The organism is Bradyrhizobium sp. RD5-C2 (genome assembly GCF_019972155.1).
Classification (GTDB): domain Bacteria; phylum Pseudomonadota; class Alphaproteobacteria; order Rhizobiales; family Xanthobacteraceae; genus Bradyrhizobium.
On the sequence record NZ_BOVL01000009.1, the window covers coordinates 200,216 to 222,874 of the forward strand.

Below are 22,659 nucleotides of genomic sequence, written 5' to 3' on the forward strand. Positions count from 1 at the left end.
GATGGACACGGTGAAACGCTACTTCCGCAGCCCGGCCGCAGTGATCGGCCTGATCCTGCTGCTGCTGGTGATCGCGATGGCTGTTAGCGCCGGCTTCTTCTATCCGCGCGATCCACTCGCGCTGGCGGGCCGGCCACTGGTCTGGCCGTTCTCCAATCCGCGCTTCCTGCTCGGCACCGACAATTCCGGCCGCGACATTGCCGCCCAGATCTTCTACGGCGCACGGATCTCGCTCCTGATCGGCGGCGTCGCCACCGTGATCGCGATCCTGATCGGCATCCTGGTCGGCGCCTTCGCCGGCTATTATGGCGGCTGGGTCGACAATGTGCTGATGCGGATCACCGAAGCGTTCCAGACCCTGCCGAACTTCGTGCTGCTGTTGGTTCTGGTCGCAGTGTTCGGCTCGACCTTGACCACGGTGACCATCGCGGTCGGCGTGGTGTCGTGGCCGGCACCGGCGCGGCTGACCCGCGCCGAGTTCCTGTCGCTGCGCAACCGCGAATTCGTCCAGGCGGGCAAGACGCTCGGCATGAAGGACCTCCAGCTCATCCTCGGCGAGATCCTGCCGAACGCGCTGCCGCCCGTGATCGTCTATGCCAGTGTGGTGATGGCGGTCGCGATCCTCTTGGAGAGTGCGCTCGCGTTCCTGAGGCTCTCCGACCCCAACGTCGCCTCCTGGGGCAATTTGATCGGGCTCGGCCGCGACGTGCTCCGGGTGCAGTGGTACGTCTCGGCGATCCCCGGCATTGCGATCCTCGTCACCGTGCTCGCGGTGTCGCTGGTCGGCCAGGGCCTGAACGATGCGCTCAATCCGAGGCTGAAGAGCCGATGAGCGAGACTGTCCTTTCGCTCGACGCTCTGACCGTGCGCCTGCCCAAAGGCGCCGACCGGCCGCATGCGCTGTCCGACGTTTCCCTGTCGGTCGCCTCCAACGAGATCCTCTGCGTGGTCGGCGAATCCGGCTCCGGCAAATCGATGATGGCGAACGCCATCATGCGGCTGCTGCCGAACGAGGTTGGGATCGAACGGGGCCGGATGATGTTCGACGGCCGCGACCTCTGCGCCGCCGATCCGGCCGAAATGCGCGAGGTGCGCGGCGCCGGGATTGCGATGATCTTCCAGGAGCCGATGACGGCGCTCAATCCGCTGCGCACCATCGGCGACCAGATCGGCGAGATGTTTGCGATCCACACCGGCCTGCCGAAGGCCGAGATCAATGCGCGCGTGCTGGCCCTGCTCGAGGACGTTCGCATCCCCGATCCCAAGGCCGCTGCAAAAGCCTATCCGCACGAGCTCTCCGGCGGCCAGCGCCAGCGCGCCATGATCGCAATGGCATTGGCGCTGGACCCGAAGCTCCTGATCGCCGATGAGCCGACCACCGCGCTCGACGTCACGACGCAGGCGCAGATCCTGAAGCTGATCCGCGATTTGCAGCAGCGCAAAAAGACGGCTGTGCTGTTCATCACCCATGATTTCGGCGTGGTCGCCGAGATCGCCGACCGCGTCGTGGTGATGCAGCACGGCGCGATCGTCGAGCAAGGCGCGGCCGACACGGTGCTGAACGACCCGCAGCACGCCTACACCAGGCAACTGATCGCGGCGGTCCCGCCGCTGACTGCGCCGCCGCCGCGCATCCTTTCCGGCAAGGATATTCTGACCATCGACGGCGTCTCAAAAACCTATCGCACCGGCGGCTTCCTCGGCCGCGGCGCGCGAGTGACGGAGGCGGTCAAGAACGTCTCGCTGCGCCTGCCGCGTGGCGCGACGCTCGGCATCGTCGGCGAATCCGGTTCGGGCAAATCGACGCTCGCGCGCTGCATCGTGCGGCTGATCGACCCCGACAGCGGATCGATCGTGCTCAGCGGTAAGGACTGGGCGAAGCTCGGCCGCGAGGAGATCAGGCGCGAGACCCGCCACATCCAGATGGTGTTTCAGGATCCGTTCGCCTCGCTCAACCCGCGCCGCAAGGCGGCCGAACTCGTGGCGCAGGGACCGATCGTGCACGGCACCGAGCGCACCACCGCGATCGCGGAAGCGCGACAACTGTTCGAACTGGTCGGCCTCGACCCGTCAGCCGGCGATCGCTTTCCGCACGAATTCTCCGGTGGCCAGCGCCAGCGCATTGGCCTGGCGCGTGCGCTGGCGCTGAAACCCGATGTGCTGGTCGCGGACGAGCCGGTCTCGGCGCTCGACGTCTCGGTGCAGGCGCAAGTCCTCAAGTTGCTCGCCGGGCTGCGCCAGCAGCTCGGCCTCTCCATCATCTTCATCACACACGATCTGCGCGTCGCCGCGCAGATCTGCGATCTCGTGGCCGTGATGAAGGATGGCGCCGTGGTCGAGCAAGGGCTGACCGCCGAGGTGTTCGGCAGGCCGCAGCATCCCTATACGCAGGCGCTATTGTCGGCGATCCCCGGCGGCGACTTCACGCGCAAGCGCGATGCCTTGATCGCCTGATCAAGCCATAGTGCGTGGTGCGTCGTTGGTCCGCGTTCACCGTGGGCGGCGCGAGGCGAGCAAATGCTCCGCCCAGCGCAGCAACTCGAAGCGATCGCCCCTGACCAGTTCCTGGGCATCGCGGCGCCGATAGAGCACCAGCATCCAGGGCGCGAGCTTGCGCAGCAATCCGTGCGCCATGTACTGCACCGGCTCGGTGAACGGCAGCGCCAGCTCGCTTTCCGGCACGCCCTGCACTGCCTTTGCCAGTTCGCGGCCGAGCGGGATCGTCAGCGCGACGGCGCGGCCGTTGCAGCCGGTCCAGCCATAGGCGTTCGGGCCCAGCCGATGCATGCGCGGCAGGAAGTCCGCCGTCACTCCGACATAGCCGTTCCAGACATAGTCGAAGGAGACGTCGCCGATCTGCGGCCACAGGCGCTGCAACCGCTCGGTGACCCGCGCCTTCAACCGTCCGGTCTTGTCGCCCGGGCCGAGCACGGCGCCGCCGGTGACGAGGCGATTGCGGGCGTCGTAACGCGCGAAATACAGCTCGCCATGGGTGTCCGACATCGCCGGCCGGCCGGGAATGATGGTCTTGCGGACATTGTCCGACAGCGGCTGCGTCGCCATCTGCCACGACAGCACCGGCATCACCTCCGTCGCGATCTCAGGCACCAGCGTTTTCGCGAACTCGCCGCTATAGGCATTGGTCGCCACCACCAGCGCGCGGCCGGAGATCTCCCCCTTTTCGGTCTTCACCACCCAACGATCGCCGCGGCGCTCGAAACTGAGCGCAGGCGAACGGGCGTAGATCCTCGCGCCGAGGCCGAGCACGGTGCGCGCCAGGCCCCGCGCCAGCGCCAGCGGATTGACGTGACCACCGGTCCTGTTCCAGAAGCCGCCGTACCATGCATCCGAGCCGAGCATGTCCCTGGTCTGGTCGCGCGACAGCAATTCGACCGGCGCGCCGAATTTCGACCATTGCTGCACCCGCCGCTCTGCAATCTTGATCCGGCCCGCCGAATGCACTGGCTGCACCCAGCCGGCCTGCTCCTGCTCGGCCTCGATGTTGTAACGCTTGACGACGTCAAACAGCATTGCCGCGCTGTCGCGCAGCATCACCACGAAGCGCTCGCCGGCCGCGCCGTGCCTCTTGATGATGTCGTCGGGATCGGGACGCGACAGCGTCGGGATCACCTGGCCGTTGTTACGGCCCGAGGCGCCCCAGCCCGGCTCGGCGGCCTCGACGATTGCGACGTCGACATTGGCCTCGCGCAGATGCAGTGCGGTCGACAGACCGGTGAAGCCGCCGCCGATGATGACGACATCGGCCTGCTGCGCGCCGGTCAATTCGGGACAGTCAGGGCCGGGAGGCGTCACTGCTGCCCAGAGCGAATTGGGCCAGCGCACGGCATTGCTGCTCATCATGATCCTTTCTTGCGGGGGCCTGCGCGTTCTGGTTAGCTTTACTCTACTCTCTCATTCCAGCCGGGAAGACAAGAAGTGGCACTCAAGAACGTCATCGGAATCGATCACGCCGTGGTCATGGTGAAAGACCTCGACAAGGCCGCCGAGAATTACAAGCGGCTCGGCTTCACCGTGTCGCCGCGCGGCACCCACAGCGCGCATATGGGATCGGGCAATTACACCATCATGTTCGACCCCGACTACATGGAATTGCTCGGCGTGCTGACGCCGACCGAACACAATGCTCCGGCGCGCGCCTTCCTCGAGAAGCGCGGCGAAGGCATCGAACGCATCGCGTTCACCGCCGTCGATTCCACCGCCGGCGCCGAGGAGATCCGCGCCCGCGGCTATCCGCCGATCGGGCCGACCGATTTCGAGCGCCCGGTGACCTTGCCGAACGGCACCGTCTCCGCCGCGAAATTCCGCACCTTCCAGTGGCCGACCGCCGAGGCGCCCGGCGGCGTCCGGATCTTCGCCTGCCAGCACAAGACCCGCGAGACGGTGTGGATCCCCGAATTGATGACGCACGCCAATGGGGCAAAACGCCTCAAGCAGGCGCTGATCATCTCGCCCGATCCGGCAGCCGACGCCGCGCATCTCTCCAGGATGATCGATATCGCCGTCAGAAGCGATCCCGACGGTGCGGTTGCGGTGCCGTCCGGCGGCGATCGCGCCGATTTCGTGTTCCTGACCAGGGATCAGCTCGGCAAGCGCTATCCCGGCGTGTCGCTGGATGGCCTGTCCGAGCGCGGCGGCGCCGGCCTCGTGATCGCGGCCGACCTTGGCGCAACCGAGAAGGCGCTCGGCACGACCGGCGTCAAGAGCGGCAGCGGCATCACCGTGCCGCCGGCCGCTGCGAACGGCACCCTGCTCGCCTTCGTCAAGGCATAGCCGCCATACCATGCGCGGCGCAACGATATGCAGCGGCGCCGCGCATGTGGGGGCTAGGCACGCAAAGTTGAGACGCTAGTATCTCTCCCAAACAAGAACCGTCCAGGGAGAGAAACATGTCGCATCACCTGATCTCGCGCCGGCAGATGCTGGCCGGCACCGCCGCCGCCGGAGCGGTTGGATTGACCGGATTTCCGGCCCGCGCAGAGGTCAACTGGAAGAAATATTCCGGCACCACGCTCGAAGTCAGCCTCGCCAAGGGTCCGCGCGGCGACAATCTGCAAAAATACATCAAGGAATTCACCGAGCTCACCGGCATCAAGGTCGAGTCCGAGCAGGTCCCCGAGCAGCAGCAGCGCCAGAAATGCGTGATCGAGCTGTCGTCGGGCAAGCCGAGCTTCGACGTCGTGCACCTGAGCTATCACGTGCAGAAGCGGCAATTCGAGAAAGCTGGCTGGCTCGCCGATCTGTCGGGCTATCTCAAGGATCCGAGCATGACGCTGCCGGACCTCGTCGAGAGCGATTTCTCGGCCGCCGGCCTGCAATATGCGCGCAACGACAAGGGCCAGATGCTGTCGCTGCCGTGGTCGGTCGACTATTTCATCCTCTACTACAACAAGGAGTTGTTCCAGAAGAAGGGCGTTGAGGTCCCGAAAACGCTGGAGGAGATGGCGGTCGCCGCAGAGAAGCTGACCGATCCGAAGGAAGGCATCTACGGCTTCGTCGGCCGCGGCCTGCGCAACGCCAACATGGCGATGTGGACCAACTTCTATCTGAACTATGGCGGCGAATTCCTCGATGCCAAGGGCAACATCCTGACCGACGGCCCCGAGGCGATCGAGGCCACCAAGCTCTATCAGCGGCTGCTGACGAAATGCGCACCTCCCGGCGTCGCCGGCTTCAACTGGATGGAATCGATGGCCTCGTTCACGCAAGGCCGCGCGGCGATGTGGATCGATGCCGACGGCTGGGCGCCGCCGCTGGAGGACCCCGCCGCCTCGCGCGTCGTCGGCAAGGTCGGCTACACACTGGTGCCCGCGGGCCCCAAGGGCAAATTCTCGTCGACCTATGGCGACGGCATCGGCATTCCCGCGGCGAGCAAGAACAAAGAGGCCGCCTATTTGCTCTGCCAATGGGTGGTCTCGCGGGGACAAGGCGCCCGCCTGCTGCAGGCCGGCGGCGGCGTGCCGTTCCGCAACTCCGTCGTCGACGACCCCGAGGTCGCCAAGGGCGTGAAGACCAAGGAATGGCTGCAGTCGGTGGTCGATTCCGCCAAGATCTCGAAGCTCGGCCTGCCCGTCATCATCCCGGTCGCCGAATTCCGCGACATCGTCGGTGCGGCGCTGACCGCGACGTTGTCGGGCGCCGATCCCGCCACCGAGCTGAAGAAGGCGCACGAGCAATTCCGCCCCATCCTGGAGCGTAGTGAAAAAGCGTGAGCGTGGTGACACAAGCTTCGCCGGCGGCGGCCGAGAACAACGCCGCGCCGGCGCGTGAATGGCGTCCGCCGTCCTACTGGCCATTCGTGATCCCGGCGCTCGTCGTGGTGCTGGCCGTGATCATCTTTCCGTGGGTGTTCACGATCTGGATGAGCCTGCAGGAATGGAAGGTCGGCTCGCCCACGGTCTTCGTCGGGCTCGCCAACTATTTGCGGCTGCCGACCGACCCGCGCTTCGTCGAGGCGGTCGGACACACGCTGTCCTACACCGCGCTGTCGGTGGTGCTGCCGCTGGTGTTCGGCACGCTGGCGGCGGTGGTGTTTCACCAGAAATTCGCCGCGCGCGGCTTCCTGCGCGGCATCTTCATCATGCCGATGATGGCAACCCCGGTGGCGATCGCGCTGGTGTGGACCATGATGTTCCACCCGCAACTTGGCGTGCTGAACTATCTGCTGTCGCTGGTCGGCCTGCCGCCGCAGCTCTGGGTGTTCAACCCGACGACGGTGATCCCATCGCTGGTGCTGGTCGAGACCTGGCAATGGACGCCGCTGGTGATGCTGATCGTGCTCGGCGGCCTCGCCGCGATCCCGACCGAGCCTTACGAGAGCGCGCAGATCGACGGCGCCAATTTCTGGCAGGTGTTCCGCTTCATCACGCTGCCTTTGATCATGCCGTTCCTGTTCATCGCCGGGATGATCCGCATGATCGACGCGGTGAAAAGCTTCGACATCATCTTCGCGATCACGCAAGGCGGGCCGGGCTCGGCGTCGGAGACCATCAACGTCTATCTCTACAGCGTCGCCTTCGTCTATTACGACCTCGGCTACGGTTCGGCGATCGCGGTGGTGTTCTTCCTCCTGATCGTGGCGCTGGCGGGGCTGTTGCTCTACCTGCGCAAGCGCCTGCTGTGGACGTCGGCACTCGGAGACGGCGCATGAACCCGCGCTATATTCTGGGCCGGATCGGGCTGTGGCTGTCGGTATTCGTCATCGTCTCGCCGGCGATCCTGTTCTTCCTCTGGATGGGCTCGCTGTCGCTGAAATTCGAGATCGACAACGCCTCCTATCCGCCGGTGTTCATCCCCGAGCATTTCGCCTGGAAGAACTATGCCGACGTGTTCGCCTCCAACCGCTTCCTGACCTATTTCAGCAACAGCCTGATCGTCACCGGCTGCGCCACGGGGCTTGCGATGCTGGTCGGCGTGCCCGCCGGCTACGGCATTGCGCGGATGGCCGCGCATAAATCGGCGATCGTGATCCTGATCGCGCGCATCACCCCGGGCCTGTCGTATCTGATCCCGCTGTTCCTGCTGTTCCAGTGGCTCGGCCTGCTCGGCACGCTGGTACCGCAGATCATCATCCATCTCGTGGTCACGGTGCCGATCGTGATCTGGATCATGATCGGCTATTTCGAGACCACGCCGCTGGAGCTGGAAGAGGCCGCGCTGATCGACGGCGCGACGCGCTGGCAGGTGTTCCGCCATGTCGCGCTGCCGATCGCGAGGCCCGGGCTCGCGGTCGCCTTCATCCTCGCGGTGATCTTCTCCTGGAACAACTTTGTGTTCGGCATCGTGCTGGCCGGGCGCGAGACGCGCACGCTGCCGGTCGCGGTCTACAACATGATCTCGTTCGACCAGCTGAGCTGGGGCCCGCTCGCCGCCGCCGCGCTGATCGTGACCGCACCGGTGCTGCTGCTCACCGTGCTGGCACAGCGGCAGATCGTCGCCGGGCTGACGGCAGGCGCGGTGAAAGGCGGCTAGGGCAAGTTGTTGGGCCGTCGCAGGGGACCGCGGTCAAAATATCGAAAACAACCCCATGCAAAGTAGCCGGCAGCCGGCGTTCGACCAAGCAACTTGACACGTCGGGCAACTCAGGCATACATTTCTAATATTCAGAAATCATGCAGCAGACCGGGATTACCCCTCCCAAGGGAGCGGTGAACTTCTGCCGAGCCTTGTAGCCCGGATGAAGCGCAGCGTAATCCCGACATCAGCTGTGTCGTATATCTCAGACCTCAAAATCACTGTCGCGCAAAGAAATCCGCGTCTCCTGTGCCAAATCAATCAATGACGAGCAAAACAGGGCAAGCGCGCCTATGAACAGCAACGCAACTCCATATTCGTGCGGTATCCTGTAATACGCACTCCCAAATGCGACGATGATGATAAGTCCGGTGAAAATTGCGGAGATGACCGCACAAATTAAGGCCCGGTTCAGTAAGGCCGCTCGACGTTTGAGACGCGATAGATCGGCTTTCAAATAGGCCTTGGAGGCATTGTCATCCGGGATGGCGTGCAGAAACTGCGCCCTGTCGACCACGCGGTTTATCCTCCCACTCAGCACCGAAATGAAGTTCGCAACGGCGCCAAGTAGGAAAGCCGGAGCTGCAACAGTCGCAATGATACTGCTGAGCTGGTCAATGGAAGGTGTCACCGGCAGCATTTTTGAACTGCTCTAGCTGCTTGTGACCTTCCGTACAGGTGGCGGTTTCCATGTTCCGTTGATGATCGATGGCGACTTTTCGTTCGGCCAATACATGCGCAGCATTAGGACAAACTTGCCTGCAGGCGCAGGAAGCCAGTTGCTCTCCTTGTCGGAACCCGGACTATCCTTTTGGATGTAGAGATCCACCGAACCGTCCGGATTGGGTTCGAGGTTCTGGCGAGCACTGATGGACTGGCGGTTGATCGAATTTGGGACGAAGAAGTAATTCTCGTCATACATCGTGAGCGACCAAAAGCCTCCGACCGGGGGAAGCCGCCCTTTCGGGAAGTGCATGATGTACTTGTTGCTGCCAACATAATCCTTGCCGTCGGCGTCCTTCTGCGATGTTGGATAGCACGCATCCTGAATGCGGTTGGCACCAAGCCCGATTGCCGCGATAAGAGCGCGGTTGAGATAATTAGTGCCATAGATGCCTGCTTCGCCATCGAACGCCCAGCCATTGTCGTTTCTGATCGCCTTGTTGACCTTGAACTGGAGCATGATCCGATCAAAGGCGACCTGTGGGACGCGCTTGGCAAACGCAGCATCGAACTTGCTCGCGTCAAAATCCTTGCCGGGGATAAGGCCGATCTTCGCGAACTTGGCGATCTCGGCAGCGTCAGCGGGCGCTGGCGGATTGCGCTTCATGAGTTGCGCAAGAAGGGTAAAATAGCCAGCGGCGTCCAGACGATTGACCTGATCGCGAACTGCCGTCTTCATATCGATTGAAGTATCGACCTTGCCTGCCGGCGGCGCATACGCTTTGCCATAAGCGCTGAGCGGGACGAGCTTGAACTCATCCTGTGCTGCATGCACGGCCGCGTAATCCTCTGGCGTGCCAGTGCAATAGATGCGACCCAAAATCCAGACGATACTCGTCGGTGACTTGTATTCCTTGACACCAGCGGGCAGCGTTCCCTTCCAGCCCGGTCCGGTGATCGCGTAGTTCTGTGCTTTCGTGCCGGTCGTGCGCTTGCCCGGCACCTGAAAGACATTGGTCCAGCCATCCAGCATCGGAAACAGGAAGTAGCGGTCCTTCATGTCTGGCATGCTCAAGACCCAAGGTTCGTCGCCCACGTCGATCCAGGCGGTTGTGTAGAGCGTATCGGCATTGGGCGCTGTGACGTCCTTGAAGCTGGCATCCGGGTACTTACGGAGCTTGATGAGTTGCCCCATCGGCCCGCGTGTGCCCTCTACTGACGCAACATTTGTCATGACCCGGCGGGTCATCTCCATTGTCACGAGAGCATAGCCATAAATGTATGCATCTTGGGCAAGCCAGAAGTCTTCGCCGCCCTCCAACGCCCTGACCACTGGGCCATCAAACTCGGCGCGAGCTGCGCGCGAAAGTGCAATAGTCGAGATTGCGGTGCCGATCCCCGCAAGCGCTTGGCGACGGTCTATAGACATGCTGGACCTTCCCTGCCTCCTTCAGAGAGGAACAGGGCGGGGTCCATTCACCTTGATCTATATCAAGAAGGCAGAAGGTCTGCTCTGGGTCAAAAGCCGCCGGCAGCGGCCGAGCCTAGGGACTACCGGTTCTCTTCGGAGTGCCAAAGCTCCCAGGGGTCATCCAGACCGTCATCTATGGGATCAGCGGACATCTGGGCCAACGTCATTCGGCAACTTCTGCTTCCTGAACGTCCCCTTGCCTTCCTCCGCCGTCAGATCGTCGAGCTGCTCGGTACCGGCCTGGCGATACGCCGTGATGCCGATTGAACAGCTTCGAAAACGCCGCCGCGGTCTCGTAACCGACCCGGCTTGCAATTCGTGCGATCGGCTCGTCGCTGGTTTCGAGCAGGAACGCCGCCTCTGCCATCCGGCGTTCGACGACATAACGATGCATGGACTGGCCGACGAGCTTGGTGAAACGGGCCGAAAAAGCCGAGCGGCCGAGCCCAACGCGCTGGCCGAGGTCGCTCAGAGCCCAGGGCCGCTCCGGGCTTTCGTGGATCAGCTTGAGTGCGGGCCCGATGTGCGGGTCCGATATCGCCCCGAGCCACCCGCCTTCTCCGGGACCGAGAGACTTGATCCAGTTTCGCAATACCTCGACGAAGAGCACTTCCGTAAGTCGTGAGAGCGCGACGCGTTGGCCGGGACGCTCCTGCGCGGACTCGCTGACCATGCGACGCAGGATCGCTTCAAGCCACTCACCGTCCGCCGTTGGCTTCAGCAGGAGCACGGGCGGAAGTAGCTCCAGCACGCTGCCGAACAGCGGCCGTGAGACCGTGAAATTGCCGCAGATCATGGTCGAGAGCGGCTTTGCACGACTGCCGTGACGAACGACGCCAAGACGCGGAGACGATCGATCGATATCAACAATCTGCAAAGGCTTGGCCCGGCGATCCGAATAAAACACATGGGGCTCGCCGCGAGTAATCACGACAAAATCGCCCTCCGTCATCTGGATTTCCTGTCCCTGTCCGAGCGCAAGGGTCGCCGAGCCGCGGCTGAGATAGTGAAACAGGGCGTAGGGGCGCGCCGGCAACTCCAGATTCCAGGGATGGCCGAGCTCGAAGTGAAAGAGCAGCGTCCCGCCGAGACGAACGCGATCGAGCACCTGGGCCAGTATGTCCATGCGGGCGAGATTAGACCGGCGGACGATCCGACACAACATACGGACGATCGATCTCTATCGTCCGAAAGGCCGGCGGAATAGGTCACGTCGCGGCGGGCCGACGTCACGTACGGCAACCATTTCGCCGATGGCAGATGGAAGAACCGCGACCTTGCTGGAAACGCCTGTCCATTCCTCCGGACCGTGTTCGTCCGTTACGCCAACAGGAACAATCAATGCGCAATATCTTCCTCTCAGCCGCCACCGTACTTCTGGCCGGAACGACGTTGGTCGGCTCCGTCCATTCCGCCGAGCTGCCCAAGGGAGCAGCCCACAACATCGTGCTCGTGCACGGCGCTTTCGTGGACCAGACGAGCTGGCAGCCCGTTGCCGATATTCTCACGAAGAAAGGCTACAACGTCACGCTCGTCGAAAATCCGCTCACTTCCCTTACCGCTGACGTCGATGCCACCAAGCAGGCGCTCGCGAAACAGGACGGCAAGACCGTCCTCGTCGGCCATTCGTGGGGTGGCATGGTCATCACGCAGGCCGGTAACGATCCCAAGGTGTCGGCGCTCGTTTACGTCTCCGCTTTCGCGCCGGAGGTCGGTGAATCCCTCGCGTCGCTGGCAAAGGCCGGCCCGCCGACCGAAGGCGGCAACGCGATCCATCCCGATGCGAAGGGCAATTTGTACATCGATCCCAAGGTGTTTCCGTCAGCCGTCGCGGCCGACCTTCCTCCGGAAATTGCTGCGCACCTGGCCAACACGCAGCTTCCGTTGAACCACGTTGCGTTCGAAGCCCCGGTCGACGTTGCAGCCTGGCACGACAAGCCGACGTTCTATGTCATCAGCACCAAGGACAAAGTCCTTGCGCTCGCGGCCCAGAAGTCGTTCGCAGCCAGGATGAAGGCTCAGACGACGGAAGTCGCCGGCAGCCATGCCTCGCTCGTCGTGCATGCGAAGCAAGTTGCCGAGGTCATCGAAAAGGCAGCGCTCATGAAGTGACGGTACCGCTCCCGGCGCGTTCGCGCCGGGAGCGCGCACGCTCGCTCAAAGAATGCAGAACGTATCGAACGGAAATTCCTGCATGTACAAGACGATTCTTGTCACTCTCATTGCCTCGGCTCTTGCCACCGGAACTGTCGCGGCTGCTCCCGCCGTCAGGAAAGAGCCGCTGGATGCTGCGACCCTCGGCGCGATAAAATCGAAGTTTGGCAGGCTGATGGAATTGGCCAACAACCACGATTTCAAGGCGCTGCATGCGATGTTCTGGCAATCGCCCTCAACCCTGCTGGTGGCCAAGAGCGCGATCCCGTCCGAGGGGAACTGGGCCGGGTTTTGGGGCAACGAGGCGGTTGATCAGAAGCTGCATGATATCGGCAGCTCCGGTCCGGTCGTACTCGAGCCAGATTATTCGAAGCTCAGGGTTGTCGGCCTGACGCACGACGTCGCCGAGTCCTACGTGCCGATGAACATCACGGTCTCTTATGCGGGCCAAGATGGAGCAGCCAAGCCGTTTCTCATGATCATCAATTGGCTTCGCGTCGGAAAGGACTGGAAGATCGCTTCCGAAATCATTCTGCCGGTGCCGCCCGCACCCGCCGCGAAGGGTTAGGCACTTCGATCCGGCCAGGGCTACGCGTTGATGAGTCCGCGCCCCAATCTCATCTTGCCCTAGCCAGCGAGCGCTTCCAACACCGCGGCTGAATCCGTGACCCAACCGAAGATGCCGCCCTGGGCCTTGATCATCTTCAGGCCCATCTCGTGGAATTCCGGGAAGTAGGACGCGCAGCCGTCTGATATCACGATGCAGCGATAGCCGCGGTCGTTGGCCTCGCGCACCGTGGTGTTGACGCAGACTTCGGTGGTGACGCCGCACACCAGCAGGTTCTCGACGCCGTATTTCTGCAAGACGTCGCCGAATTCGGTGGCGTAGAACGCGCCCTTGCCGGGCTTGTCGATCACGATCTCGCTCTCGAGCGGATAGAGCTCGGGGATGATGTCATGCCCCGCCTCGCCGCGGATCAGGATCCGTCCCATCGGCCCGGGATCGCCGATCCGCAATGACGGCGCACCGCGCTCGACTTTCGCCGGCGGCGCGTCGGAGAGGTCGGGCAGATGGCCCTCGCGGGTATGGACCACGAGCAAGCCCGCGTCGCGGACCGCAGCGAGGACGGCGGCGATCGGCTTTACGGCGCGGGCAAGCCGGCTGACGTCATTGCCGAGCGTCTCGCCGAAACCGCCGGGCTCCATGAAATCGCGCTGCATGTCGATGATGACGAGCGCGGTCTTGCTCCAGTCGAGCTTGATCGGCGCCGGCTCGGCCGCGATTGTCCCGCTTGAATTCGCCATGACGCACGCCTCGAATGCGAGAAGACCCGCACCTGATTAAGCAAACCGCGTGCCATTGCGCAATGACGCGGCTCGCACCGCCTCACCACACACGGCATTTGTGCAGCCACCGATCTTGCTGGCATGATCGTTGCTAGCTGGGAGCCCGAGCGAAACCACGACGATGGTTCACGAAATGACGCAACGCGTCTGAAAGAACGGGAGGACAGGCATGAATGGACTTGGCGGTCTCAACAAGTCACCCAACGGCGTCGTGATCGGACTGGTGCAGCTGCAGCTGCCCGTGGTGGCGACCAAGGCCGATCTGGCACGGCAGACCGAGCGCATCGTCTGGATGGTCGGCAAGGCGCGGCGCAATCTCGCCACCATGGACCTGGTCGTATTCCCCGAATATTCGCTGCATGGCTTGTCGATGGATACCAATCCGGAGATCATGTGCCGGCTCGACGGGCCCGAAGTCGTGGCCTTCAAGAAGGCCTGCGTCGACAACAAGATCTGGGGCTGCTTCTCCATCATGGAGTTCAACCCGCACGGCAATCCCTACAATTCAGGGCTGATCATCGACGATCACGGCGAGATCAAGCTCTATTACCGCAAATTCCATCCGTGGATTCCGGTCGAGCCGTGGGAGCCCGGCGATGTCGGCATTCCCGTGATCGACGGACCGAAAGGCGCGAAGATCGCGCTGATCATCTGTCACGACGGCATGTTCCCGGAAATGGCGCGCGAATGCGCCTACAAGGGCGCGGAGATCATGATCCGCACCGCAGGCTACACCGCGCCGATCCGCGACAGCTGGCGCTTCACCAACCAGGCCAACGCGTTCCAGAACCTGATGGTGACCGCCAACGTCTGCATGTGCGGCTCGGACGGGTCGTTCGACTCGATGGGCGAAGGCATGATCGTCAATTTCGACGGCAGCATCATCGCGCACGGCACCACGGGACGGGCCGACGAGATCATCACCGCCGAAGTGCGACCCGATCTCGTGCGCGAGGCGCGGATCAACTGGGGTGTCGAGAACAACATTTATCAGCTCTGGCACCGCGGCTATGTCGCGGTGAAGGGCGGCGCGATGGATTGCCCCTACACCTTCATGCAGGACATGGTGTCCGGCCGCTTCCGCCTGCCGTGGGAGGATCAGGTCAAGATCACCGACGGCACGTCCTGCGGCTTTCCCGCGCCGACACGGATGTTCGGCAAGACCGCGAAGGCCGCCGAGTAGCCACGCCACCCCTCGCGGCTACTTGAAGAAGTGCACGAGGCCGATGCTCAGGCCCAGCAGCAGCATCAGCGACAGCGTGACCGCGGCCGTCACCCGGCCGCCGACGGTCGAGAGCACGCGCACATCGACGCCGAGCCCAAGTGCGGCCATCGAGACGACGGTGAGGATCGCCGCCGTCCTGGTCACCGGCGCGATCGCGATATCGGGCACGAGCTGGAACGAGCGCAGCGCGGCCAGCACCAGGAAGCCGATGATGAACCACGGCACCAGCTTGAACGGGCTGATCGAGGCAGCCTTTGCAGTCCCTTGCTCGGCCGTTCCCGTCTTGGTGCTTGCCTTGCGCCGCCGCGCCACGAACAGCGAGAGGCCGACCACGATCGGGCCCAGCATCAGGACGCGCACCAGCTTCACCAGCGTACCGATCTGGGTCGAGACGATGCCGGCGGGCACGGTCGCTGCCAGCACCTGCGGCACGGCATAGACCGTCAGCCCGGCGAGGATGCCGTATTGCGTCGCCGTCAGCTTCAAGAGCGGGATCAGCAGCGGCAGGCCGAGCACCATCAGCACGCCGAGAATCGCGGTGAACGAGATCGACGAGGCGATGTCGTCGCCATCGGCCTCGATCACGGGTGCCACCGCTGCAATCGCAGAATTGCCGCAGATCGAATTGCCGCAGGCGATCAGGATCGCGAGCTTGGCCTTGAGCCCGAGCAGGCGGGCGAGGCCATAGCTCACCGCCAGCATGATCACGACGGTCGCGGCAATGGCGCCGATCAGGAGCCAGCCCGAGGCCAGGATCGCGGCGAAGCTGATGGACGCGCCGAGCAGCATCACGGCAACTTCGAGCAGCTGCTTGGCGCTGAAGGCAATGCCCGAGCGCCAGCGTTCCGCGGGCTCCCAGGCGGTGCGGACCGCCATCCCGAGCAGGATCGCGACGACCAGGGCCTCGATATAGGGGTGGTCGAAAACCCGCTCTTCGGCGGCCTGGATGCCGAGCGAGATGATCGTGACCACCCCGCAGAGCAGAATGCCCGGAATGAGCAGGAAAATGCGCTTCAGCGCGCCCTGCTTCTGCCCTTGGTCTTGTTGTTGTTGTGGCACGAAATCCTCTTTTCGGAGAAGATTTTATGCGCCCGGGCGCGCCTCTTGGCTAATATCTTTTCGAACTGCCCCGATAGAGAGAAGTTATGTCCCTCAACCTGCATCTGCTCCGCCTGTTCGCGGCCGTGGCGAAGACCGGAAGCTTCTCCCGCGCCGCCGATCTCCTGCACATCAGCCAGCCGGCGATCTCCAAGGGCGTGCGGGATTTCGAGCTGCAGGTCGGCTGCCGGTTGCTCGACCGCACGCCGAAGGGGGTGCGGCCGACCCGGGAGGGCGCGGCGCTGGCCCGCCATGCCGAGACGCTGTTCGCGGCCGAGCGTGCCGCCGAGGACGAATTGCAGGCGCTGCGCAACCTCGACAGCGGCTCGCTGCGCATCGGCGCCAGCACGACGATCGCGACCTACATGATCCCGGAATATCTCGGCGTGTTCCACCGCGCGTTTCCCGGCATCGACCTGCATGTCGTGAGCGCCAATACCTCTGACATCGCCGCGCTGATGCTGGGGCATGAGATCGAGATCGCCCTGGTCGAGGGGCCGGTCGAGGACGAGAACCTGACCAGCGCAGCCTGGCGCACCGACGTGATGGTGCTGATCGCGGGTCCGGATCACCGCTTCGCGGCCGCTGCCGGAGCGATCGACGTCCGCCTGCTGAACGACGAGATCCTGATCGTGCGCGAGCCCGGGTCCGGCACGCGCGAAGTGGTCGCGCAGGCGCTGGCCGCCCGCCGGGTCGAGCCGCAGCGGACGCTCGAGATCGGCAGCACCGAGGCGATCAAGCAAGCGGTGGCGGCCGGGGTCGGCGTCGCCATCGTGTCGATCGCGACGATCGACGATCAGGTCAAGCTCGGAAAACTCAAGGTGATCCCGATCAAGGGGGTCCATATCGAGCGCACGCTCTGGCAATTGAAATCGCCCGGCCGGCTGGACGTGCCGGCTGCAGTCGCGTTCGAGGGGATCATTCGGGAGACCCGGGGCGTGAAGGCGGCGCAGCGCACACCGGCAGCTAAAGCGCGGCGAACAGACCCTGCACCCACGCAACGGCATGCTCGAAGCTGAACACGCCGGGCTCGAAATAGACCGCGCGCGCCAGCACGATGCCGACCACCAGCACCCAGAACACGCTGGTGCCCGCGGTCTTCAGCCATTTCGACACGCCTTCGCTCGCGGCCGAAGAATCGACCGCGGGAACCGGCTCGCCGAAGGGATCGAATGCGGATTGGCTCATCGTCTTGACCATCTGGAATGTCAGCACAATGTCGCAACGGCGGGGGCGGAAGCAAGGGTAGTTGAATGCCTTTTGCGCCGGTTCCTTGGAAGGACGTTTTCCAGCCCGAATGCCGGGGAGTATTTCCTTCTGAGCGCCTAAAGCGCGAGGCGCTTTAGGTCTTTGTTTGGGCATGATCTTTTCGGAAAACCGCTTCGCACTTTTCCGGATCATGCTGATCAGGCATCAACCATCGGTCCCGCGCTGCGGCGCCAGACGCGGCAGTTCGATCCGCACGCTCGTCCCCATGCCCGGAGCACTATCCAGATGGAGCTCGCCGCCCAACCGGTTCGTGACGATGTTGTGAACGATGTGGAGGCCGAGCCCGATACGGCCGATGTCGCGGCGCGTGGTGAAGAATGGATCGAAGGCCTGCCGCAGCACATCGCGGCTCATCCCGCAGCCATCGTCGGCGAACAGGATTTCCACCTGGTCCTGACCTGACGCGCGCAGCCGGATCGTGATAGTGCCGCCCTTGCCGTCCGGAAAGGCATGCGCGACCGAATTGACGAACAAATTGGTCAGCGCCTGACCGTAGGGACCGGGATAGCTGTTCATCGCAAGACCGGACGGGCAATCGACCTCAAGCGCCAGATTGTTCTTCGGCAACGCCGGACGCAGGTTCGAGAGCACCTGCTCGGTCACCTCGCCGAGATCGAACTGGCTGCGGTCGAAATAGCTGCGATCGACGGCGACCTGCTTGAACGATTGCACTAGATCCGCGGCGCGCTTGAGGTTGCCGACCAGCAGCGACGAGGCGCTCTCGACAACCTCGATGAAATCGCTGAGGCTGGAACGCTTCAGCTTGCCGCGCGCGGCCTCGGCAGCGAAGTCGGCGCATTTCTGCTCCAGCACCGAGGCGACCGTGAGGCTGGTGCCGACCGGACTGTTGATCTCATGTGCGACGCCGGCCACCAGCCGGCCCAGCGCTGCGAGCTTTTCTGCCTCGATCAGCGAGGCCTGGGTCTCCTGCAGATGATGCAGGGCCTTCTCGGCCGCATCCCGCGCGGCGCGGATCTCGCGTTCGCTGCGCTTGCGGTCGGTGATCTCTTCGGCCGCGACGTTGACCCCGACGATACTGCCGTTCGGCTCGCGCTGCGGGTGCCAATGCGTGATCCAGCATCGCTCGTCATTGTGGCCCGGGCGCTGGCCGTACACCTCCACATCGGTGACGGGTTCTCCGGTCTCCATGATCGAACGGACGATGCCCTCGACCGCGGTGGCGAGTGCGGGCACGCAATCATGCACCGTGCGTCCGAGATGACCTTCGACCGAGATGCCGCAGATTTCGGTGAGCCGCTGGTTGATCTGGAGGTAACGGCAGTCGGGAGAAAGGTAGGCAAGACCGATCGGTGCAGTGTCATAGATCAGCTGCAGCGCCGGTTGTTTTGGGAACTGAACGTCCTGGACGACGGACGAGCGCATGTCCTTCCCCCCGTTCGGACAAGTCTAGCGCTTCATGGCCGGGCCGCAAGTAGCCCCAACCTATGCAGAAAAGGCCAATCGAATCTGTCCGGATTCGGCACGGACGGACGACGGCGGAGCCAGGACTGGTGCCATGTGGACCGTCAGGCGCGGCAGCTTCAGCTATTCACTGCACCGTGCGGACGAAAACTCTCGATGAAGCGCAGCAGCACCCGCGCGCCGGTGTCGGCGTCGGCGAGCTCGACATGCTCGGCCGGATTGTGGCTGATCCCGCCGCGGCAGCGCACGAAGATCATGCCGATATCGGCGACGTCGACCATCGCCATGCCGTCATGCCCGGCCCCGCTCGGCAGTTCGAACACGGCGTGGCCCTCGGCCGCAACCGCCTCAGCGATTTGCGTCTTCAGCCACGGCGCGCAGGGCACGCTGCGGTTCTCGTGGGTAACGTCGATCTGCAAGGCGAGTTCGCGGCGCTTTGCGATCGCCTCGATCTGCCGCACGATGTCGGCGACGGCGCGCTTGCGATTCATGTCGCTCTGCGAACGGATGTCCATCGTGAAGGACACCTTGCCGGGGATGACGTTGGTGGCGCCGGGCATGGCGCTGATATAGCCGACGGTGCCGACCAGGCCGGCTTCATCGCTCCTGCAGAATTGCTCGATCGCGACGATGCATTCGGCGGCGCCGGTCAGGGCGTCGCGCCGCAACTTCATCGGCACGGTGCCGGCATGGCCGGCGACGCCGGTGAGATTGGCGGCAAGCCGCGTTGCACCGGAAATCGCGCTGACGACGCCGACCGGCAGCGCCTTCTGTTCCAGCACCGGGCCCTGCTCGATATGCAGCTCGACATAGCCGAGCAGCTCGCGGCGGGCGCGCGCCGCCTTGCCGATATGATCGGGGTCGAGCCCGAAGGCGACCAGCGCATCGCGCATCGAGGCGCCGGCGCGATCACGCGTGTTGAGCACGCTCTCGTCGAATGTGCCGGCCACCGCGCGGCTGCCGAGCAGGGTCGACGCAAAGCGCACGCCCTCCTCGTCGGCAAAGCCCACGATCTCGATCGCGAATGGCAGCCGCTTGCCGCGCCGGTTCAGATCGGCGACGCAGGCGATCGCGGTGATGACGCCGAGCGGGCCGTCCCATCTGCCGGCGTCGCGGACGGTGTCGTAATGCGAGCCGAGCATCAGCGCCGGCAGGCCCGGCCGCTCGCCCTCGTAGCGGCCGCAGACATTGCCGATGGCATCGAGATGCGCGCTCATGCCGGCCTCGCGCATCCAGGACAGGATGAGATCGGCCGCCTTGCGATGCTCATCGGTGAGGAAGACGCGCGCCAGATGCTCCGGCGTCTCCGAGATCGCCGCGAGCTGATCGATCCGCGCCACAATCTCGTCGCCAAGGGAGGACGATTTCGCGGACGGTTTCTTCTCGCTCATGCTGTTTCCCATCAGTCCCCCGGCGCCCGAGCCCGCTTCACTCGTAGCAGGCCGGGTCCAATTGACCAGCCGGCAAATCACGCCTTGGTCGCCGCCCCCCGACCGGGCTCGCGCCGGCCGTCCGGCGGTTAGCGACTGCTTAACCGCATTGCATACAACTCAGATTGATCGCTCATAAAATAGGCAATAAGGCCATGGTCGGCCTCCGCTCCCTGCCATTCCGACAATCATTCACATTCATATTCAGATACTTACGGAATGGTGATCGCCAAACGTGCTCTGGCACGAAGCTTGCGACACTCCGTCAAGCGCCGCCGTTACGGCGGCTGCGACAAGGACAGGCGGGCCGGACCCGCCGGAGGGAGCAGGCGATGGATTTTGGCAGGATTTCAAGAAGGCATTTATTGCAGGGAAGCGCGGCATTGGCGCTCGGCAGCACGCTCGGCGCTCGCGGCGCGGCGGCAGCGGAAACCACGGTCGGGTTCATCTATGTCGGGTCCCGCGACGACTACGGCTACAACCAGGCCCACGCCCAGGGCGCGGCGGCGGTGAAGAAGCTTCCCGGCATCAAGGTGGTCGAGGAAGAGAAGGTGCCGGAGACCGACGCGGTCGAAAAGACCATCGAGTCCATGATCAATCTCGACGGCGCCACGCTGCTGTTTCCGACCTCGTTCGGCTACTACAACCCGCACGTCGTCAAGATGGCGGCGAAGTTTCCCAAGCTGCACTTCGAGCATTGCGGCGGCCTGTGGAGCGACAAGGACCCGAAGAACGCCGGCAGCTATTTCGGCTACATCGACGAGGCGCAATTTATCTCCGGCATCGTCGCCGGCTATTCGACCAAGAGCGGCAAGCTCGGCTTCGTCGCGGCCAAGCCGATCCCGCAGGTGCTGCGCAACATCAACGCGTTCACGCTCGGCGCCCGGCTCGCCAATCCCAAGGCGACCACGCAGGTGATCTTCACCGGCGACTGGTCGATGCCGGTCAAGGAGGCCGAGGCCACCAACAGCCTGATCGACCAGGGCGTCGATGTCCTGACCTGCCATGTCGACGGACCGAAGACGATGGTCGAGAACGCCGCGCGCCGCGGCGCGATGGTGTGCGGCTATCACGTCAACCAGTCGCCGCTGGCGCCGAAGGCCTATCTCACCGGCGCCGAATGGAACTGGGAAGCGCTCTATCCGAAATTCGTCAAGATGATCGTCGCGGGTGAAGCGATCCCGAACTTCTATCGCGGCGGCCTGAAGGAAGAGATCGTCAAGGTCTCGCCTTATGGCGAGATGGTCTCGGCGGAAGCGCGCAAGCACGCCGACGACGTCAAGGCCAAGTTCATGTCCGGCGAGTTCGCGATCTTCAAGGGCCCGATCGTCGACAACAAGGGCAAGACCGTGATCGCCGGCGGCACCGACCGCGGACAGCAGGATCCCGAGCTCGAGAAGATGGACTATCTGGTCGAGGGCGTGATCGGAGCCACCGCGTGACGACCGAGGCGGCGGAATCGGTGGAGGCGGCCGGCGTTGCTCCGGCCGCCGATCCCGGCTTCCTCCAGCGCTACGGCGCGAGCATCGAATACATCCTGATCCCGGGCGCGGCGCTGGTCGGCGCGCTCGCGGTGTTCGGCGGCTTCATCGCGCTTTACGGCAAGAACCCGCTCGACCTCTATTTCTACATGTATTACGGCGCGTTCGGCACGTGGTTCTCCTGGCAGAACACGCTGACCCGCGCCGCGCCCTTGATCCTGACCGCGCTGTGCACGGCGCTGCCGGCGCAGCTCGGCATGGTGATCATCGGCGGCGAAGGCGCGCTGTTGATCGGCGCGCTGTCTGCAACGTCAGCGGCGCTGGCGTTGCAGGGCGCGGCCCCGATCGTCGTGCAGATCGCGATGGTGATCGCGGGCATGATCGGCGGCGGCCTCTGGATCACGCTGTCCGGCGGCCTGCGGCAGTATCGCGGGGTCAACGAGACGATCTCGAGCCTGCTGCTGGTCTATATCGCGCTTGCGATTCTGAACCACCTGGTCGAGGGGCCGATGCGCGATCCGGCGAGCCTCAACAAGCCGTCGACGCGCGAGATCGGCGCCGCCAACATGATCGGCAGCATTCCCGGCACCGACGTGCATTGGGGCCTGGTGTTCGGCCTCGTCGCGGCCGTTGCCGCCTACATCCTGATCTATCACACGACCTTCGGCTTCGCCGCGCGCGTTGCCGGCGGCAACATCCGCGCCGCCAAGATTGTGGGGCTTTCCGTCGGCAAGCTGATCCTGACGGTTTGCTTCCTTGCCGGCAGCAGCGCCGGGCTTGCCGGCATGATCGAGGTCGCGGCCGTGCAGGGCCGCACCAATGCCAACCTCGCCGCGGGCTACGGCTTCACCGGCATCCTCGTCGCATTCCTGGCGCGGCAGAATCCGCTTGCGATCATTCCGGTGGCGATCCTGCTCGGCGGCATCTCGGCCTCCGGCGGCCTGTTGCAGCGGCGGCTCGGCCTGCCCGATGCCTCGGTGCTGGTCTTGCAAGGCATCATCTTCGTGTTCGTGCTGGCAAGCGACGCGCTTTACGGGCGCATCGGCTTCCTGAAGGGAAAGACCTGAC

21 protein-coding genes are annotated in these 22,659 nt (G+C 63.9%); 12 read left to right on the forward strand and 9 right to left on the reverse strand.

The window, feature by feature from the left end; translation table 11 throughout:
- The first annotated feature begins 1 nt into the window (after position 1).
- Positions 2-832, forward strand: coding sequence for an ABC transporter permease (locus BraRD5C2_RS10545; RefSeq protein ID WP_223968207.1), 831 nt, complete (start codon positions 2-4; stop codon positions 830-832).
- Complete coding sequence (locus tag BraRD5C2_RS10550) at positions 829-2,454, forward strand: ABC transporter ATP-binding protein (protein WP_223968208.1); 1,626 nt, start codon at positions 829-831, stop codon at positions 2,452-2,454. The genes BraRD5C2_RS10545 and BraRD5C2_RS10550 overlap by 4 nt, the downstream gene beginning before the upstream one ends.
- A 36-nt stretch (positions 2,455-2,490) precedes the next feature.
- Here BraRD5C2_RS10550 and BraRD5C2_RS10555 read toward each other — a convergent pair whose 3' ends face one another.
- On the reverse strand, positions 2,491-3,858 hold the full coding sequence (locus BraRD5C2_RS10555) for an NAD(P)/FAD-dependent oxidoreductase (protein WP_223968255.1): 1,368 nt from the start codon (positions 3,856-3,858) through the stop codon (positions 2,491-2,493).
- A gap of 78 nt (positions 3,859-3,936) precedes the next feature.
- Between BraRD5C2_RS10555 and BraRD5C2_RS10560 the strand changes: the two genes are divergently transcribed.
- The 4 genes from BraRD5C2_RS10560 to BraRD5C2_RS10575 all read left to right on the forward strand — a co-directional run bounded on the left by BraRD5C2_RS10560 (position 3,937) and on the right by BraRD5C2_RS10575 (position 7,989).
- Positions 3,937-4,791, forward strand: coding sequence for a VOC family protein (locus BraRD5C2_RS10560; RefSeq protein WP_223968209.1), 855 nt, complete (start codon positions 3,937-3,939; stop codon positions 4,789-4,791).
- 116 nt (positions 4,792-4,907) lie between these two features.
- Positions 4,908-6,230: an ABC transporter substrate-binding protein gene (locus BraRD5C2_RS10565; protein WP_223968210.1), complete on the forward strand. Its 1,323-nt coding sequence runs from the start codon at positions 4,908-4,910 to the stop codon at positions 6,228-6,230.
- The gene (locus tag BraRD5C2_RS10570; protein WP_223968211.1) at positions 6,227-7,168 is read left to right on the forward strand and encodes a carbohydrate ABC transporter permease; all 942 of its coding nucleotides are present in this window, start codon (positions 6,227-6,229) and stop codon (positions 7,166-7,168) included. The genes BraRD5C2_RS10565 and BraRD5C2_RS10570 overlap by 4 nt, the downstream gene beginning before the upstream one ends.
- Entirely contained in the window at positions 7,165-7,989 is an 825-nt protein-coding gene (locus BraRD5C2_RS10575) for a carbohydrate ABC transporter permease (RefSeq protein WP_223968212.1), read from the forward strand. Before BraRD5C2_RS10570 ends, BraRD5C2_RS10575 begins: the two co-directional genes overlap by 4 nt.
- Before the next feature lie 247 nt (positions 7,990-8,236).
- Here BraRD5C2_RS10575 and BraRD5C2_RS10580 read toward each other — a convergent pair whose 3' ends face one another.
- The 3 genes from BraRD5C2_RS10580 to BraRD5C2_RS10590 form a co-directional block, all read right to left on the reverse strand.
- A complete protein-coding gene (locus tag BraRD5C2_RS10580) occupies positions 8,237-8,671 on the reverse strand; it encodes a DUF2721 domain-containing protein (protein ID WP_223968213.1) in 435 nt (144 codons plus the stop codon).
- A 12-nt stretch (positions 8,672-8,683) separates the two neighbouring features.
- Positions 8,684-10,123, reverse strand: a complete 1,440-nt coding sequence (locus BraRD5C2_RS10585) for a DUF1254 domain-containing protein (RefSeq protein WP_223968214.1) — start codon at positions 10,121-10,123, stop codon at positions 8,684-8,686.
- Between the two features lie 205 nt (positions 10,124-10,328).
- The gene (locus BraRD5C2_RS10590; protein ID WP_223968215.1) at positions 10,329-11,291 is read right to left on the reverse strand and encodes an AraC family transcriptional regulator; all 963 of its coding nucleotides are present in this window, start codon (positions 11,289-11,291) and stop codon (positions 10,329-10,331) included.
- A gap of 215 nt (positions 11,292-11,506) precedes the next feature.
- Between BraRD5C2_RS10590 and BraRD5C2_RS10595 the strand changes: the two genes are divergently transcribed.
- Both BraRD5C2_RS10595 and BraRD5C2_RS10600 read left to right on the forward strand, forming a co-directional pair.
- Positions 11,507-12,277, forward strand: a complete 771-nt coding sequence (locus tag BraRD5C2_RS10595) for an alpha/beta hydrolase (protein WP_223968216.1) — start codon at positions 11,507-11,509, stop codon at positions 12,275-12,277.
- An 82-nt stretch (positions 12,278-12,359) separates the two neighbouring features.
- Positions 12,360-12,887, forward strand: a complete 528-nt coding sequence (locus tag BraRD5C2_RS10600; protein ID WP_223968217.1) for a hypothetical protein — start codon at positions 12,360-12,362, stop codon at positions 12,885-12,887.
- Positions 12,888-12,946: 59 nt separating this feature from the next.
- Here the strand turns inward: BraRD5C2_RS10600 and BraRD5C2_RS10605 are convergent, their stop codons facing one another.
- A complete protein-coding gene (locus BraRD5C2_RS10605; protein ID WP_223968218.1) occupies positions 12,947-13,624 on the reverse strand; it encodes a cysteine hydrolase family protein in 678 nt (225 codons plus the stop codon).
- Positions 13,625-13,835: 211 nt separating this feature from the next.
- Here BraRD5C2_RS10605 and BraRD5C2_RS10610 point away from each other — a divergent pair, with 211 nt between their 5' ends.
- A complete protein-coding gene (locus tag BraRD5C2_RS10610; RefSeq protein ID WP_223968219.1) occupies positions 13,836-14,849 on the forward strand; it encodes a formamidase in 1,014 nt (337 codons plus the stop codon).
- A gap of 18 nt (positions 14,850-14,867) precedes the next feature.
- On the opposite strand, the gene BraRD5C2_RS10615 is transcribed toward BraRD5C2_RS10610, so the two are convergent.
- A complete protein-coding gene (locus BraRD5C2_RS10615; protein ID WP_223968220.1) occupies positions 14,868-15,950 on the reverse strand; it encodes a YeiH family protein in 1,083 nt (360 codons plus the stop codon).
- 86 nt (positions 15,951-16,036) lie between these two features.
- Here BraRD5C2_RS10615 and BraRD5C2_RS10620 point away from each other — a divergent pair, with 86 nt between their 5' ends.
- Positions 16,037-17,008: a LysR family transcriptional regulator gene (locus BraRD5C2_RS10620; RefSeq protein WP_223968221.1), complete on the forward strand. Its 972-nt coding sequence runs from the start codon at positions 16,037-16,039 to the stop codon at positions 17,006-17,008.
- Here the strand turns inward: BraRD5C2_RS10620 and BraRD5C2_RS10625 are convergent.
- The 3 genes from BraRD5C2_RS10625 to BraRD5C2_RS10635 all read right to left on the reverse strand — a co-directional run bounded on the left by BraRD5C2_RS10625 (position 16,956) and on the right by BraRD5C2_RS10635 (position 20,071).
- Positions 16,956-17,177: a hypothetical protein gene (locus BraRD5C2_RS10625; RefSeq protein WP_097670291.1), complete on the reverse strand. Its 222-nt coding sequence runs from the start codon at positions 17,175-17,177 to the stop codon at positions 16,956-16,958. The genes BraRD5C2_RS10620 and BraRD5C2_RS10625 overlap by 53 nt on opposite strands.
- Positions 17,178-17,402: 225 nt before the next feature.
- Positions 17,403-18,641, reverse strand: coding sequence for an ATP-binding protein (locus tag BraRD5C2_RS10630; protein ID WP_223968222.1), 1,239 nt, complete (start codon positions 18,639-18,641; stop codon positions 17,403-17,405).
- A 158-nt stretch (positions 18,642-18,799) separates the two neighbouring features.
- Positions 18,800-20,071 (reverse strand): allantoate amidohydrolase, encoded by a 1,272-nt coding sequence (locus BraRD5C2_RS10635; protein ID WP_223968223.1) that lies wholly within the window; start codon positions 20,069-20,071, stop codon positions 18,800-18,802.
- A gap of 371 nt (positions 20,072-20,442) precedes the next feature.
- Here BraRD5C2_RS10635 and BraRD5C2_RS10640 point away from each other — a divergent pair, with 371 nt between their 5' ends.
- Both BraRD5C2_RS10640 and BraRD5C2_RS10645 read left to right on the forward strand, forming a co-directional pair.
- Complete coding sequence (locus tag BraRD5C2_RS10640; RefSeq protein ID WP_223968224.1) at positions 20,443-21,552, forward strand: BMP family ABC transporter substrate-binding protein; 1,110 nt, start codon at positions 20,443-20,445, stop codon at positions 21,550-21,552.
- The gene (locus BraRD5C2_RS10645) at positions 21,549-22,658 is read left to right on the forward strand and encodes an ABC transporter permease (protein ID WP_223968225.1); all 1,110 of its coding nucleotides are present in this window, start codon (positions 21,549-21,551) and stop codon (positions 22,656-22,658) included. The genes BraRD5C2_RS10640 and BraRD5C2_RS10645 overlap by 4 nt, the downstream gene beginning before the upstream one ends.
- Position 22,659: the final 1 nt, after the last annotated feature.

Bases quoted from the DNA above. Each gene is read 5' to 3' on its own strand.
- BraRD5C2_RS10630 (WP_223968222.1), bottom strand. From the start codon at position 18,641: ATGCGCTCGTCCGTCGTCCAGGACGTTCAGTTCCCAAAACAACCGGCG.
- BraRD5C2_RS10545 (WP_223968207.1), top strand. From the start codon at position 2: ATGGACACGGTGAAACGCTACTTCCGCAGCCCGGCCGCAGTGATCGGC.
- BraRD5C2_RS10585 (WP_223968214.1), bottom strand. From the start codon at position 10,123: ATGTCTATAGACCGTCGCCAAGCGCTTGCGGGGATCGGCACCGCAATC.
- BraRD5C2_RS10640 (WP_223968224.1), top strand. From the start codon at position 20,443: ATGGATTTTGGCAGGATTTCAAGAAGGCATTTATTGCAGGGAAGCGCG.
- BraRD5C2_RS10590 (WP_223968215.1), bottom strand. From the start codon at position 11,291: ATGGACATACTGGCCCAGGTGCTCGATCGCGTTCGTCTCGGCGGGACG.
- BraRD5C2_RS10600 (WP_223968217.1), top strand. From the start codon at position 12,360: ATGTACAAGACGATTCTTGTCACTCTCATTGCCTCGGCTCTTGCCACC.
- BraRD5C2_RS10605 (WP_223968218.1), bottom strand. From the start codon at position 13,624: ATGGCGAATTCAAGCGGGACAATCGCGGCCGAGCCGGCGCCGATCAAG.
- BraRD5C2_RS10595 (WP_223968216.1), top strand. From the start codon at position 11,507: ATGCGCAATATCTTCCTCTCAGCCGCCACCGTACTTCTGGCCGGAACG.
- BraRD5C2_RS10635 (WP_223968223.1), bottom strand. From the start codon at position 20,071: ATGAGCGAGAAGAAACCGTCCGCGAAATCGTCCTCCCTTGGCGACGAG.
- BraRD5C2_RS10550 (WP_223968208.1), top strand. From the start codon at position 829: ATGAGCGAGACTGTCCTTTCGCTCGACGCTCTGACCGTGCGCCTGCCC.
- BraRD5C2_RS10625 (WP_097670291.1), bottom strand. From the start codon at position 17,177: ATGAGCCAATCCGCATTCGATCCCTTCGGCGAGCCGGTTCCCGCGGTC.
- BraRD5C2_RS10620 (WP_223968221.1), top strand. From the start codon at position 16,037: ATGTCCCTCAACCTGCATCTGCTCCGCCTGTTCGCGGCCGTGGCGAAG.
- BraRD5C2_RS10555 (WP_223968255.1), bottom strand. From the start codon at position 3,858: ATGAGCAGCAATGCCGTGCGCTGGCCCAATTCGCTCTGGGCAGCAGTG.
- BraRD5C2_RS10575 (WP_223968212.1), top strand. From the start codon at position 7,165: ATGAACCCGCGCTATATTCTGGGCCGGATCGGGCTGTGGCTGTCGGTA.
- BraRD5C2_RS10610 (WP_223968219.1), top strand. From the start codon at position 13,836: ATGAATGGACTTGGCGGTCTCAACAAGTCACCCAACGGCGTCGTGATC.
- BraRD5C2_RS10580 (WP_223968213.1), bottom strand. From the start codon at position 8,671: ATGCTGCCGGTGACACCTTCCATTGACCAGCTCAGCAGTATCATTGCG.
- BraRD5C2_RS10565 (WP_223968210.1), top strand. From the start codon at position 4,908: ATGTCGCATCACCTGATCTCGCGCCGGCAGATGCTGGCCGGCACCGCC.